General features: G+C 52.9%; 15 protein-coding genes. 8 read left to right on the plus strand and 7 right to left on the minus strand.

The annotated features are described in order from the left end of the window. Positions 1-18: 18 nt before the first annotated feature. Positions 19-702 (plus strand): VPLPA-CTERM sorting domain-containing protein, encoded by a 684-nt coding sequence (locus ABFZ84_RS06545; RefSeq protein ID WP_369313159.1) that lies wholly within the window; start codon positions 19-21, stop codon positions 700-702. A 112-nt stretch (positions 703-814) separates the two neighbouring features. Here the strand turns inward: ABFZ84_RS06545 and ABFZ84_RS06550 are convergent, their stop codons facing one another. From ABFZ84_RS06550 to purD, 4 genes are read right to left on the minus strand one after another with little or no spacing between them, the layout of a single operon-like run. Continuing rightward, complete coding sequence (locus tag ABFZ84_RS06550) at positions 815-1,882, minus strand: phosphotransferase family protein (protein WP_369313160.1); 1,068 nt, start codon at positions 1,880-1,882, stop codon at positions 815-817. Positions 1,883-1,895: 13 nt separating this feature from the next. After that, a complete protein-coding gene (locus ABFZ84_RS06555) occupies positions 1,896-2,174 on the minus strand; it encodes a TMEM165/GDT1 family protein (protein ID WP_369313161.1) in 279 nt (92 codons plus the stop codon). Then, entirely contained in the window at positions 2,171-3,085 is a 915-nt protein-coding gene (locus ABFZ84_RS06560) for an alpha/beta fold hydrolase (protein WP_369313162.1), read from the minus strand. Before ABFZ84_RS06560 ends, ABFZ84_RS06555 begins: the two co-directional genes overlap by 4 nt. Continuing rightward, positions 3,061-4,332: a phosphoribosylamine--glycine ligase gene (purD, locus tag ABFZ84_RS06565; RefSeq protein ID WP_369313163.1), complete on the minus strand. Its 1,272-nt coding sequence runs from the start codon at positions 4,330-4,332 to the stop codon at positions 3,061-3,063. The genes ABFZ84_RS06560 and purD overlap by 25 nt, the downstream gene beginning before the upstream one ends. Before the next feature lie 155 nt (positions 4,333-4,487). Between purD and ABFZ84_RS06570 the strand changes: the two genes are divergently transcribed. Together ABFZ84_RS06570 and ABFZ84_RS06575 are read left to right on the plus strand one after the other, a co-directional pair. Beyond that, complete coding sequence (locus ABFZ84_RS06570; RefSeq protein WP_369313164.1) at positions 4,488-5,891, plus strand: hypothetical protein; 1,404 nt, start codon at positions 4,488-4,490, stop codon at positions 5,889-5,891. Between the two features lie 86 nt (positions 5,892-5,977). Next, a complete protein-coding gene (locus ABFZ84_RS06575) occupies positions 5,978-6,214 on the plus strand; it encodes a hypothetical protein (RefSeq protein ID WP_369313165.1) in 237 nt (78 codons plus the stop codon). Positions 6,215-6,349: 135 nt separating this feature from the next. On the opposite strand, the gene ABFZ84_RS06580 is transcribed toward ABFZ84_RS06575, so the two are convergent. From ABFZ84_RS06580 to ABFZ84_RS06590, 3 genes are all read right to left on the minus strand, one after another. Continuing rightward, positions 6,350-6,826, minus strand: a complete 477-nt coding sequence (locus ABFZ84_RS06580; RefSeq protein ID WP_369313166.1) for a hypothetical protein — start codon at positions 6,824-6,826, stop codon at positions 6,350-6,352. Between the two features lie 5 nt (positions 6,827-6,831). After that, on the minus strand, positions 6,832-8,073 hold the full coding sequence (locus ABFZ84_RS06585) for a sulfite oxidase (RefSeq protein ID WP_369313167.1): 1,242 nt from the start codon (positions 8,071-8,073) through the stop codon (positions 6,832-6,834). A gap of 84 nt (positions 8,074-8,157) precedes the next feature. Next, complete coding sequence (locus ABFZ84_RS06590) at positions 8,158-9,954, minus strand: tetratricopeptide repeat protein (protein WP_369313168.1); 1,797 nt, start codon at positions 9,952-9,954, stop codon at positions 8,158-8,160. Between the two features lie 238 nt (positions 9,955-10,192). Between ABFZ84_RS06590 and xseA the strand changes: the two genes are divergently transcribed. The 5 genes from xseA (at position 10,193) to bfr (ending at position 13,883) form a co-directional block, all read left to right on the plus strand. Further along, on the plus strand, positions 10,193-11,650 hold the full coding sequence (gene xseA, locus ABFZ84_RS06595) for an exodeoxyribonuclease VII large subunit (RefSeq protein ID WP_369313169.1): 1,458 nt from the start codon (positions 10,193-10,195) through the stop codon (positions 11,648-11,650). 72 nt (positions 11,651-11,722) lie between these two features. Then, positions 11,723-11,947 carry a DUF2093 domain-containing protein gene (locus ABFZ84_RS06600; protein WP_369313170.1) on the plus strand — a complete coding sequence of 75 codons (225 nt, stop codon included), beginning with the start codon at positions 11,723-11,725 and terminating at the stop codon, positions 11,945-11,947. Next, positions 11,940-12,980, plus strand: a complete 1,041-nt coding sequence (locus ABFZ84_RS06605) for a M23 family metallopeptidase (protein WP_369313171.1) — start codon at positions 11,940-11,942, stop codon at positions 12,978-12,980. The genes ABFZ84_RS06600 and ABFZ84_RS06605 overlap by 8 nt, the downstream gene beginning before the upstream one ends. A 99-nt stretch (positions 12,981-13,079) precedes the next feature. Continuing rightward, positions 13,080-13,274: a (2Fe-2S)-binding protein gene (locus ABFZ84_RS06610; RefSeq protein WP_369313172.1), complete on the plus strand. Its 195-nt coding sequence runs from the start codon at positions 13,080-13,082 to the stop codon at positions 13,272-13,274. Positions 13,275-13,406: 132 nt separating this feature from the next. Next, positions 13,407-13,883, plus strand: coding sequence for a bacterioferritin (gene bfr / locus ABFZ84_RS06615; RefSeq protein ID WP_369313173.1), 477 nt, complete (start codon positions 13,407-13,409; stop codon positions 13,881-13,883). Position 13,884: the final 1 nt, after the last annotated feature.

Raw genomic sequence — 13,884 nt, forward strand, 5'->3', positions numbered from 1 at the left:
TGAGTGGGGGAATACCACATGAAAACCCTTCGTTACCTAGCCGTAGCAGCGTTTGCAGCTGGCATGATGGCGGCGCCGGCGAGCGCGACAACATTTATCTTCAAATCTGGCGCTGCGTTCAGAGATGATCCAACCAATGCTGCAAATATCGTCAAAGATTGCGGCACAATCGGCACTGACTTCTGTTCTGACAATGACGCAGAGGGCTTTGACTACTCTAAAGACGGTATTGAGTTTACTGCTGTTGCATACGCAAACGGCAACCCAACAACACTGATCCAAGATATCTTCCCAGACAATTCAGGTCTCGGTGCGATTTCTGAAGATGATCAGACTCAAGACCAAATCCAGTTCAGCGCTGCAGAATCAGTTGAATTCACATTCACAGATTCAGTGTTCCTTTCAAACATCGAATTTAACGCTGGTAACGATACAGATTGTTCAAACCCAGGATCAGAAGGTCCATGCGGTGACTTCAATCTTTACATCGACAACGTTTTCTTCGCGACGATCACTGCTGTTGACCTCCTTGCTGACACGTTCTTCGGTTCTGTGTTCCGCTTTGAGCCAATCACAGATGGCGCTGGTTTCACCATCGCTCAGTTCGACGTAAGCGACGTTCCAGTTCCAGCAGCACTTCCGCTTCTGATTTCTGGTCTTGCAGGCCTTGGCTTTGCATCACGCCGTAAGAAATCTGCTTAATTGATTTAGCGTTCACCGAACGCGATCTGAAAAAGCCGGCCTTTTGGCCGGCTTTTTTGCGTTTATAGTTTGATAATTTAGATCAGTTGTTGGACTGGAAGTGAGTCGGCGCTTATGCGCCGGCCTTTTGCGCGTATGACCATGCCAAAGTCGCCAGCATGCGGGCCTGTGTGCCCATGTTCAAAGCTTCGGGGGAAGATGCATTCCCTTGCAGCGCACGTGCATAAACGCCCTGAACAATCGACCCTAGACGGAACATATTATAAGCGAGGCAGAAGTTTAGATCCGTTATCTCGCCGCGCCCTGTGTGATCAGAGTATCGTTTCACTGCATCGTCCATTGATGGAATACCAAGCGCGTCTATATCGAGACCCATCAACCCGCCGCGTACGGTTGGCGGGAAATGCCACAACATCAAAAAATAGGTGAAGTCCGCGAGTGGGTGGCCTAGCGTCGATAGTTCCCAATCAAGCACTGCGAGGACTTTGGGTTCGGTGGGGTGCATAATCGCATTATCGAAGCGAAAATCACCGTGAACGACACTGGTCGCATCATCGCTGGGGAGGGCGGTCGGCAGCCATTTCATCAACGAATTCATTTCGTCTATTTGTTCTGTCTCAGCGGCTTCATATTGTTTTGACCAGCGGCCAATTTGTCGTTCGAAATAGTTGCCGGGCTTGCCGTAATCGCCAAGACCGGCTGCTTTGTAGTCAATATTGTGCAGATCGGCGAGCGTATCCACGAGCGCATGATAAAGTGGTGCGCGTTCTTCTTTTTGGGCTTCTGGCAGGCCCGCATCCCAAAAAATGCGCCCCTCTAGGAAATCCATAACAAAGAATGGCGTGCCGATGATCGAGGCATCTTCGCAAAGAGTATAGGTTTTCGGAACCGGAAAGCCCTGTGCGCCAAGTGCGGTCATCACTTTGTATTCGCGCTCGATCGCGTGGGCAGATGGCAATAGCTTTCCGGGCGGCTTGCGCCGAACTACATATTGCTTTGAAGGGGTAGAAACCAAATAGGTTGGGTTTGACTGCCCACCTTTGAATTTTTGAATATCAACGGGGCCTTCAAAGCCGGAAACATGCGCCGACATATAGCGGGTGAGCGCGGCCTCATCGATCTTCAAATGATCTGGTGTGGCACCAAGGCCGGTAAAGTCTGGGTCCGAATTATCAGCCATGGGTCAGGCTCCTTTATACTGCACGAAAATGTTCGATAACCATCAAGGTGCCAATCAGGATAAAACCGGCACCAGCAATAAGTTTGAGCGGTAGCGCGCTGACAAAGCGGTCGGCAGCAGCACCCGCGAGGACAGCCGCCGCGGTAGACAGAGTAAGCGCAGCGGCGGCCGCAAAGAAGACCATCCATTTTGATTTTCCATCTTCGCTCGCAAAAAGAACGGTCGCGAGTTGGGTTTTATCCCCCAACTCGGCAAGAAAAACGGTAATGAAAACACTTAAAAAGGCGGTCATTGAAATTGGGTTCCTGAATTACGATGAAACGAAAGAAAAGCATCTAGTGTTCGGTCCGAAGATTCCGTCTGCGGATAATGACCGAGATCTTCGAGTAAATAGGCCGTAGCCTTTGGTATTTGTTCGCAAAAATAGTCATAGAGATGTTTTCCAGAAATCGGATCGGCCCCGCCATTGATTAGGCAAAGCGGTAAATGTGTTTCTTTCAATGCTCCCACCCAGCGAGCGCGATTTGCTTTGCGTTGCGGAATATATTGTAAAAGCTTGTGAAAGACTTTTCGACCATTTTGCTCAGTAAGAAACGCCCAATGCGCGTCAATTTCTGTATCATTCGGTTTCGTCTGGGGTCCAAAAATACTGTTAAAGGTATTTTGTAGCTTATCGCGCGTTAACATCGCGCCGAGCAGCGGCCCAAGGGGGGATAAGCCAATTTTTTGAATTGTCAATGCTCGGTGTTGTTCCGGGAATAGCCCGCCATTCAAAAAGCACATAGATTTAATGGCAAAGCTAAGCGTGCCTTCATTGTGGCGGGCCAGCAATTCTTGCCCGACACTATTGCCGTAATCATGAGCGAATATATGGGCCTCACCAACGCCGAGATTTTCAAGAACGGCTTCTTGTAGATCGGCTTGAGACACAATTTTGTAATGTGTGTTTGTTGGCTTATCAGAAAGTCCAAACCCCAACATGTCCATTGCCGCCAGATTGAACTTTTCCGATAGGCGCTCCCATATGCCCGTCCAATCCCAAGAGGATGTAGGGTAACCATGAATCAGCAAAAGCCAGGGTTTGTCGTGAGATTGGTTGGATGATGTCCAATAGGCGATGCGTGCGCCATTAGCCTCGAAACTCTGTGCATCGTTGCGCCAAGTTTCGACATTTTTCATCAACGTTTCTCCAGTGCCCGCCATGCGATATCTTTGCGATAGAAACCTTGCGGCCAATCAATTATGGCGACCCCGGCATAGGCGCGCGATACGGCCTCATCGATATTTTTGCCCGTAGCTGAGATGTTTAATACGCGCCCGCCATTGGCAACAATTTCATTGGCATTAGACTTGGTTCCTGCGTGAAAAACAACGACGCCCGGCAGTGTATTGGCCGTTTCTATACCGCCGATGACCGAACCTTTTTCATAGCTGCCGGGATATCCATCGGCGGCCATCACCACGATTGCGGCGGCTTCGTCGCTCCAATCAAGCGTGGTGTCATTAAGTGCGTTGGTCGCAGCTTTGTAAAGCACGGGCAAAATATCGCTCCGTAGGCGGCGCATTAAAATCTGACACTCCGGATCGCCGAAGCGTGCATTAAACTCAACAAGGCGTGGCCGTTCGTTTTCGATCATTAAACCCGCATAAAGAACGCCAACATAGGGCGTGCCGCGCTTTGCCATTTCGGCAACAACGGGCTCGATGATCTCGCGCATGGTCCGTTCATATACGGCGGATGTGAAAACCGGGGCGGGGCTATATGCGCCCATACCGCCCGTATTCGGTCCTTCGTCACCGTCAAAGGCGCGTTTGTGGTCTTGTGCATCAAGCATCGGCACAATGGTCTTGCCATCCGTGATCGCAAAAAAACTGGCTTCCTCGCCATGCATGAACTCTTCGATCACGATGGATGCGCTGGCTGCGCCGAACTGACCGGCGAGCATGTCATCCACGGCCGCATCTGCATCGGCCAGGGTTTCGGCGATCACAACTCCTTTACCGGCGGCCAAACCGTCAGCTTTGATGACATAAGGGGCTGTTTGCTGGCGTAGGAATTCCTTGGCTGGCGGCGCTTTGGTGAATTTGCCATAAGCGGCTGTCGGCGCACCCGCCGCTTGGGAGACATCTTTCATGAAGCTTTTTGACGCTTCTAACTGCGCGGCCGCGCGATCCGGGCCAAAACATGCTATGCCCTTATCACGAAGTAGATCACCTAATCCTGCTGCCAATGGGGCTTCCGGGCCGACAACAACGAGGTCAACCTTGCTTTCAGCCGCAAAATCCGCAATCGCCTCAATATCACCATCTGCGAGAGGCAAATTTTCACCAAGATGATTGAGCCCGGGGTTCCCAGGCACCAGATATAGCTTTGACAAGGTTGGGCTTTGCGCAATTTTCCATCCGAGCGCATGCTCCCTACCGCCGCCACCAACTAACAGGATTTTCACTTGGGCCGTCTCCCTTTTTCTTTCTCCGCGTTTAAGCGTCTAATGCGCTGCGATCAATGTCGCGCCGCATGACGAATGACGAGACCAAGCCGGATTCTCCGGTCGGAAGCAAAAAAACGTCGCCTAAAAGTGAAAAAGGCGCGCTCAGCAAGGTTGTGTCCGGGATTCCGGGGGCGTGCGCGGCGTCAAATTTTGGCCGCAAGCTTTGGCGGCCTTGGGGGCGGGTAAGCGCGCGTGTCCTTAATTTCGTAACGCAGAACGAAACGCGCCAAGGGCGTTCGGCATTTATTTTGGCGTTATCGATTAATCTGGTTGTGTTGACGTTGATGTCTACATTCGCGCGGGTCCGGATTTGGATCCCGAATGCGCCCAGCGACACGATTAGTGTGACGTTGGTCGAAACGCTTCCGTTCGATTTGCCGTTGCGCGACCCAGAACTGTCGCCCGAACCTGAGCCAGAGCCGGAAGTTGCCGAGCCCGAGCCTGAGCCAGAACCCGAACCGGAGCCCGAAATTGTCGAAGAGCCGGAAATTGAACCTGAACCAGAGCCACTTCCTGATCCAACCCCTGAAGAGCCTGCGACGCCAGAGCCAGAGCCGGAATTGGAAGTTGAACCGGAACCAGAGCCGGAACCAGAGTCAGAATCTGAAATCCCAGAGATTAATCTCGACCTTGATCCGCAGGTGGCACCGCCAGCCGATGCGCCAGAGCCATTGATCCCTGAACCTTCGCCGTCGGTAGAGGACGAACTGGTCTCACCCACGCCAGAGCCCGAGCCGCAAATCCCGACCGAGGAAGCGCCTGAGCCATTAGTATCGGAAGACCCGCAGTCTGATCCCGAAGTCGGCCTTGATGAGATATTGGGTGATGAGGACACGAGTGGCGAGGACGAGGCCACAGACGCTGCTACCAACCCCGATGAACTCGAAGCACCAGTGGTTTCTGAAGCACCTTTGCCAGAAGTTGAGGAGGCTCAGCCATCAGGCGACGACATGTTTGACGAAGAGCCGGTCTTTGGTCGCCGCACATTCATGCGGCCTCGGGTGGCGTTGCCGCAGGTCGATTTCAGTGCGCCATTGCCAGAAGGTGAGGGTGCGATTGCGCCCGGTTCGTCCGGTGTCGTGGCAATATTCTGTCCTGAAGAATTTGAAAATGACGATAAAGCTGAGGAATGCGCAGGGCGGCGGGAAATTCGCTCTGGCTGGCGTCCCGGTGCGAGTGGTGAAGATTGGAGCCGTGCCACCGAACTCTTAAAGCGTGAGCGGGAAGCCGGTAGAACCGGGCCAGATCTCGACAAAGTTGTCGGGCCTGCAACGGCGCGCCAGCTAGAGGCGGATCGGTTGCAGCGAGATCTTGAAGATCTTCGTCGGCCGGGTGGTGATGTGAATGGTTTGGCCGACAGTGCTGATGACAACCTTATGCGCGGTGTCGAAGGCAATCGTCCGGGTATCGGGCCGAAGCCATTTGAACCGTCATGGACATTGCCTGATGATGATGGGCTGACCCAAAAAGAGATTGACGAATTAAAACGCCAGCTTGAAGAAGCAGAAAATAACTAGATTAAATTTTGGGTACATTAAAAAATACGCTTGCGAAGTCAAAATCCAATACCCAAGTCAAGTCTATTCATGTGGAGAGAGTCATTATGTTGGAAAAAATAGGTTTGGCCGCGCTTGTTATTCTGATCGCATCTGAAAGTTTTGCATTTTCCGAGGCTGTGCTTTGGACCATTAGCGCGTTGATGCATTTGGGCAAAATTGCTCTTGAGGGAACGTTTGTTGCCTCCGCCGTAATTGGACTGGCGTGTGGCTATTGGATTTTGCGTAGCGCGCTTGCCAATCGCGAAAACTTGGCAAACGAAGCGCTAGCGCCTAAGGCCTAGGATACCACGGAACGAAAAGGCGGGGATAAATTCTCCGCCAAATATTTTTTATTAAATTTTATCCCCGCCTGTCGGGACGGCCCCATACTGCGTGACGAGATTTAGTCACAAAGGGTTTTCGTGCTGACAGTATTTTTATTCTGGCGCTTGGTCTGTGCCAAATTCACGCGTGAGATAATCGTGGATCAACGCGCGGGCATCTGCGGGTGGCTCGGCCATGCCTTGTTTACTGACCATCCAATTCAAAAGATAATCCCAGCCCTCAGCAGTTTGCTGCTGCTGCATGACGATCTGAAGTGTGTGACACGCGGCGCAGTAGGCTGCGGTTTCTTCGTGTCCCGGCGAGCGGGGCAAGCCCCAATAATCATCACTCGGATCAAATTGTGCGTTCGCGGTTTGCTCTGTTGTGGTTTGATAGGGATTAAGCGCCGCATAAGCAGGCGTGTAATTGATTATCGCATCCGCCGTATCAGCCATAACGGCAACCGGGTTAGTGTGGGTATCGGCGGTGGCGATTTCCACGGGGTCTTGGTGCGATGTCAGGTTTATCAGTATGGATACAATGATAAACATTCCAACAATGACGGCGATCCGGGTCAAATGATCTCGCATATTGATCACACCGCAAACATAGCAATGCGATGCTGAAGGTTGTTCAGATACCCCCGTGGGTTCCATCCCGGTTGGGTGGCGGGCTGCATGATGCCCGCATCATCGGTGGCGCGCGCCCAAACTTCGAAATAGCCCGCTTCGGGCAGGGTCACGTTGGTGCGCCAGTGTTGCCACGCAAAACGGTTGACTGGCGCATCAAGGGTTGCGCGCTGCCAGCTCGCGCCAAAATCGATCGAGATATCCATGGCGCTTACGGCGCGATCGCCCGCCCACGCGTGACCGCGCACCGTAAATGGTACGCCGGGCGCAAAGCGAGAGGCGGTGGTCGGCGCGGTAATTACGGAACGAACCGGCATGGATTCGATAATTTTCATGTCCTCGTCGGCGACTTCGACGCCGGGTGCGACGGGGAATTTCGGTACGCGATAAGACTGCCCGGTCATTTTCGGGCCATCATGGACTTGATCCCGGACCCATATCCGGGTCAGCCATTTTTGCGAACACGATCCCGGCCACCCCGACGCAATCAGGCGAAGCGGATGACCGTTAAGCAGTGGAATGTCCTGACCGTTCATGGCGAACGCAATGATGGTGTGGGGTTCAAGCGCTTTTTGAATCGGCACCCCGCGCGAGATTGGGGTTTTATCCGGGTCGCCAGAAAGATGCGGATCAGCGCCGTAATGGCCGGTGTAAACAGCCGTGTCTTTCAGACCAGCTTTTGCCAGCACATCCGCAAGCCGAACGCCGGTCCATTCGGCGCAGGATATCGCCCCAAACGACCACTGGTTGCCCCGTGCCGCAGGGGTCATGAACCGGCGACCATTGCCGCCACATTCGATTTGCAATTGCAGTGTGACCGGGTCGAAGTCATTGCGGAGGTCGTCAATCGACAGATCAAGCGGTGTTTCAACCTCGCCATCGATAACCAGACGCCAATTAGCGATATTTTCGTCCGAGAAATTCGGCGTCAGGCCGTTATTGCGCACGAACATGTGTTGGGCGCTGGTGACGGCTTCATCGAGAAGTTGCGGCGGCGTTTCCGCGTTGAGAGGACGGTCACTCAAAACCGACAATCCCGACTTACCATCAATCGACGTATCCAATGCTTGCGCCACGGCTTCGGCCGAGAGGATCGGTTTCAATCCGTCCGGCAAATACCGCCCAAAAGGAATGGGCAAACCGAAGGCGGCGCTAAAGGCAGCCGCGCCCGATCCGGTCATCATGGCTCGTCGATTGATAGTGCGCATAGAAAAACTGCTCCTGTTTGTAGAAAATATAGTGGGCGGTTTTTCCATTCTTGCGAAGCGGGCTCGGCAAATTGTGAGTGCGACTTAAAGCTGCGTCAGGGTGGGACGCGATTTCTTGGGACCCGACCATGCTTGCTTAAACAACCGCTCAGCATATTTGGCTGCGTCCTTATCGCCTTGGGCGCGATAAGTTTCGGCCAGACCATAAAGAACCCACGCGTTATTGGGCGACTCGGTCAGCGTTTCGAGGAACAATTGTTCGGCGCGCTCTACCTGTCCGGCCTGCAACACCATCGCCGCCAAGGTCTGTTTGGATGGGTAATACCAATATGCTGGCTCAGTATAAGGCAGAGATTCTTGAAGCGCAGTTGCTTCTTCCATGGCCTCGATCGCGGTTCCAAGGTCACCATCCACCATGGCGGCGCGCCCGGTAACCGTCATTTGTGCGATCCGCATGATATCGAGCGCAGGAAGACTGCCGGTCATGAGTGCGGAAAAGTCTGCGTTGGCAATAAGCGCGCTAATCGCTTCGGCTTCTTTCATGGCCCCTTCCGCATCGCCATTTTGAGCAAGGGCTTCGCCGCGTGCATAATGCCATGCGCCTTTCAGAAACGCCAAATCATCACCCGGGTCTTCCGTAGACAGAATGTCACTGGGGTCAGAGAACTGAACCATTGCAAAAAAAGGTGCCGCTTTGATGGGCTGAACCCACGGCGCGGCGGTCGCCATTTCAGCGGGCAGTTTTGCGTTCAGCTTGTCAGCCATCACAAGCGCCGTTTCACCATCGCCAGCCATTTGGGCCGCAGTCATGGCGAAATGAACATTGTGGGTGAAGTAGCCATATTCATAAATCGGGCTCGCGTCCGCATTGGCAAGATAGGCTTCGTCAATAGCGACAGCGTTAATATTGTGGTCGAGGGCTTGTTGAAAACGACCTATCCGGAAATAGGTATGCGACGGCATGTGGACCAGATGGCCAAGGCCGGGCGTCAATGCGGCCAGCCGATCAGCGTGATCGGCGGCGCGGTAGGGGTTTTGCGATGCCTCGGTGATGTGAATGTAAAGGTGGATCGCCGCCGTATAATTTGGATTGCGACTAAGAACAGCCTCAATCAAAGAAACTGTTCGCGCTGTGCGTCCCTTGGGGGTGCGGGCGTCGTCTTCCCAATAATCCCACGCTTGCGTGTCCATATTGGCTTCAGCGGCCAAAGAGGCGATGAAGTCATCATCCGGATATTTTACGGCAACCGCATCCATCGCATCGGCGAAGGCGTTGTCGAGTTTTGCGCGGTCATCTATTGGTTGGGCTTCGTAACGGTAGCCCAGTGCATTAATCAGCTCACGTTCTTTTGCGTTGGCACCGGGGCGAAGGGCGAGGGCTTTGGTAATCGCTGCCCATGCAGGGGCAACCGCCTCGTCCCCCATTGGTGCGTTAATATTAGGGCCAAGTGCAAATGCCTCGCCCCAGAAACACATGGCGCATTCAGGGTCGATGTCTTGTGCTTGCTTAAACGCTTTTACGGCTTCGCCATGATTGAAGTTATATGTGTGCGCCAGACCTTGATTGAACCAAGCTTGCGCTTCGGGTTTGGCGGTTGTGATAGCATAGCTGATTTCACCAAGATTGCTTTGAAGCATCGCCTCGCTTGGAACATTTTCACCATTGGCAGCGGCATAGGCGGTCGCGGCAGAAACGAAGAACGCGCGGCGTTGGGCCAGTTCATCGGTTTGTTTGCCGCAAACAGCGCGTGCCATCATCAGGGGATGCATAAACGGTACAGCGGTTTCGGCATTTTGTTGGTTGGTGATTGTTGTGGATATGGTGACGCCGCCAAGCACAAGACCGGCCGCAGCCACGCCCATCAAAAATTTGGTTTTCATCTCAATTCTCCCCTAAAACCGGTCTGTTGCAGTGGCCTGAAACAAGACCGTTACCACATGCCAAAAATTCATCTTTTTAGTAAAAACAAAAACGCCACTGATGGTCGTGCAGTTTTTCTTAGATTACACGACGTTAGATTACATAATGTCTGTGCATACAAACCGTATGTGCTCGCAAATTTTGCCCAACCCCCTCAAAGCGGTTATCTGCGCCAGTGAAATATGGTCTAACACGAAAATGACGGAACAAAAAATCGGCAATGTCCACGAATATACAGTCACCGAGCTTTCGGGGGCCGTAAAGCGCACCATCGAAGATACCTTCGGTCTCGTTCGTGTGCGTGGTGAATTGGGTCGGGTGACGCGCGCGGCGTCAGGGCACATGTATCTCGATCTAAAAGACGAGAAATCGGTGATTTCAAGCGTTATGTGGAAAGGCATGGCGGCCCGGCTTTCGATCAACCCTGAACAAGGGATGGAAGTGATTGCCATGGGCCGGATGACGACTTTTCCGGGTCAGTCACGCTATCAGCTGGTGATTGATTCGCTGGAACCGGCGGGTGTTGGCGCGCTGATGGCGCTTTTGGAAGAGCGCAAAAAGAAATTTGCTGCCGAAGGGCTTTTCGCGCCCGAGCGAAAACGCTCGCTGCCGTTCCTGCCCCAGGTGATCGGTGTTGTTACCTCGCCATCGGGCGCGGTCATTCGTGATATCCTTCATCGCTTGCGCGAACGCTTTCCGCGACATGTCATCGTTTGGCCAACATTGGTCCAAGGGCGCGGCGCGGAAGTGAAAATCGCCGACGCAATAAAAGGTTTTAACGCGCTGACACCTAATAGCACTGTTCCGCGACCGGATGTTTTAATCGTCGCGCGGGGCGGTGGATCGCTCGAGGACCTTTGGTGCTTTAATGAAGAGGTCGTCGTTCGTGCTGCTGCTGCAAGTGAGATTCCATTGATCTCTGCTGTGGGGCATGAAACCGATACGACGTTGATTGATTACGTCTCTGATCGTCGTGCGCCGACACCGACTGCGGCGGCAGAGTTTGCGGTTCCTGTACGTTCGGAATTACTGAGTGAAGTCTTAAACAAGGAGCGTCGTTTTGTCGGCGCGGCCACGCGCACTATTGAACAGCGCCGTACGGCCCTCATGTCGGCGGCGCGCGGGTTGGGCCGACCCGAAGATATTCTTGGTGCCGCGACGCAACGGCTCGATCGTGCATCGGACGGACTTCGCTCGGGATTGCGCGCTCGGCTTGATAATGCACTGACGCAGGTTGCACGCGTGGGTGGACGATTGACGCCGAATTTGTTGGCTGGCGGCTTTGCGAAGCGTGAAAATACTATTGCGCAAATGTGGTCGCGCATTTCTGACCGCACGGACCGAATTGTGCGGGACCGTCACTCTCGGCTGACCTCGTCGGCGCGGGTGCTGGCGGCAGTTTCATATCAAAGTGTGCTTGAGCGCGGTTTTGCGCTGGTGCGCGGGACCGACGGGCAATTATTACGCCGCACAGGCGATACGGCTTCAGTGCCGGGCGGGCAGATCCAATTTGTTGATGGGACACGCGATTTTGTGTTCGACGGCAGTACTGTGCCATCGAAAAGCCAAAAAAAGCCTGTAAAAGCAGCACCCAAAACCGATAAAGATGAGAAACGATCCAACGTGAAGCCCAAGCAGCAGGGATTATTTGATTGATTTCGCGCTTTGACTAGCGCCCGTTGGGCGCGGTATTGATGCGAAACAAAGACAAGAGGCAATGCGCATATCATGAACAGCTTTGAAACCCTCGGCAGCGGCGAAGAGGCCGTCATTGAGTATGATGACGGAGATTTTCATATTGTCCGGCCAGGTTCCTATGTGATCTGCGCCGTGACCGGGACAAAAATTCCGCTAAAGGCGTTGCGGTATTGGAGCGTTGACCTGCAGGAGCCATATGTTGATGCCGCTGCGGCGACCAAAGGAATGAACCTTAAAGGGGGCGGGAATGCGTAAATTATCGTTTCGGGCTAAATTTGCTTTTGGCTTTGGCGTTTCAGCCATGTTGGCCGGTGCCGCTATTGCGCAAGATGCTAAGCATACTGATGACATTCCCGTCAGCGATAATGCGTTGATCGAAGCGGGAAAGAAAGTCAAAAACATAAAAACAGAAGGCGAGAAGGTTGACCTCGCTCGTCGTGCGAATTTTGCCGAAGCTATGAACGATGTTTCTGAGCGCCAAGAAGTGTTTACGGGTGCGCCGGAACATTTCACCATTGACGGCAGTTTCGCCCAAGGCGGGATTTTGTTCGGCCAGACTGAACGCGGTGCCACCGTCACCCTTGATGGCGATAGTGTTATGGTTGATGACGATGGACGGTTCTTGGTTGGTTTCGGTCGTGATAGTGCGCTTTCCGCATTGATGGTTGTTGCCTTGCCGGACGGTACGGTCGAGCGTCGCGCCATTGAGATCGAAGATCGCGAATTTCCCGTCGATAGAATTGATGGTCTTGATCAGTCCAAGGTATCTGGCTTCACCGAAGCGCAATTAGCGAAAATCGCAGTGGACCGTAAGAAGAAGTTGGCTGCGCGCAAAGATACGCAGCAACTTGCGGATTGGTCGGTCGGATTTGAATGGCCGGTGACAGGTCGGATCAGTGGCGTTTTCGGTTCTCAGAGAATTTTGAACGGCGAGCCGAAAAACCCGCATTCAGGCGTAGACGTTGCGGCCCCGACCGGCACACCGATTCTGGCCCCAGCGCCGGGGATCGTCCGTCTCGCAGAGGATGACATGTATTTTGAAGGCGGGCTGGTTTTGCTGGATCACGGGCACTGGCTCGAATCAGCGTTCCTGCATATGTCGCGTATTGATGTAGAACCGGGACAGCGCGTCGAAAAAGGTGATGTTATCGGCGCTGTAGGGGCCACGGGCCGCGTGACAGGGCCGCACCTTCATTGGAGCATGAAATGGGCCGGGATGTTGGTGGATCCCCAGCTTACGGTTGGTGCGATGCCGCTGAAGAAAGTATCGACACCCGCCGGCGATTAATTGCTTCCTCGTTAAGCGTTTTGTAATTGACAATCATTATCATTTGCACCATCTTTAGATGTAGGCCCATTTGGGCAGGTCAACAGATGGTAAGCTCACATGTATGTGTGCATTTGCAACGCGCTAAAAGATCGGGAACTCGCTGCTGCGAGTAATGATGCGCGCAATGTTGCTGAGGTTTTTCGTCGCTGTGGGCGCCGTCCACAATGCGGAAAGTGCCTTCCCGATGTTGCAAAGTTGATCGAGAATTCACGCGAACAGCAAAACGGAATTTGTAAACTCGCTGCTGAATAAGCGATTTTACTATTCGTAAATCGGTTTCACAAAACTTTCTGCGCTATTGCTTCTCGCTTGCAAAGATAAAGCTTTGTCTGCGGGAACAAATGAGTACCTTGCGTGTAACCAATGAAAAGGAGAGTTGATTCCGTGAAAGGTGATCAGAAAGTAATTGAATTTCTCAACAAAGCGTTGAGGCTGGAGCTGACAACGGTCAATCAGTATTTCTTGCATGCACGCATGTTCAAAAACTGGGGCTTTGATCGGCTCGCAAAAGTTGAATATGACGAATCTATTGACGAAATGAAGCATGCGGACAAATTGATTGAACGCATTCTATTTCTTGACGGGCTGCCTAATGTGCAGGACCTCGACAAGGTTTATATCGGCGAAAATGTTCGCGAGGCATTGGAATGTGATTTGCGTGCCGAACAACGTGCGCATCCGCTGTACAAAGATGCGATCGCTTACTTCGAGACAGTAAAAGATTATGTTAGCCGTGAATTGTTGGTTGAAATCCTCGAATCCGAAGAAGAGCATATTGACCATCTCGAAACACAGCTTGAATTGATGGACCGTGTTGGCGAGCAAAATTACCTACAGTCGCAGATGTCTGCGGGCGAATAAG

Source organism: Hyphococcus lacteus (assembly GCF_041058985.1).
GTDB lineage: Bacteria > Pseudomonadota > Alphaproteobacteria > Caulobacterales > Parvularculaceae > Hyphococcus > Hyphococcus lacteus.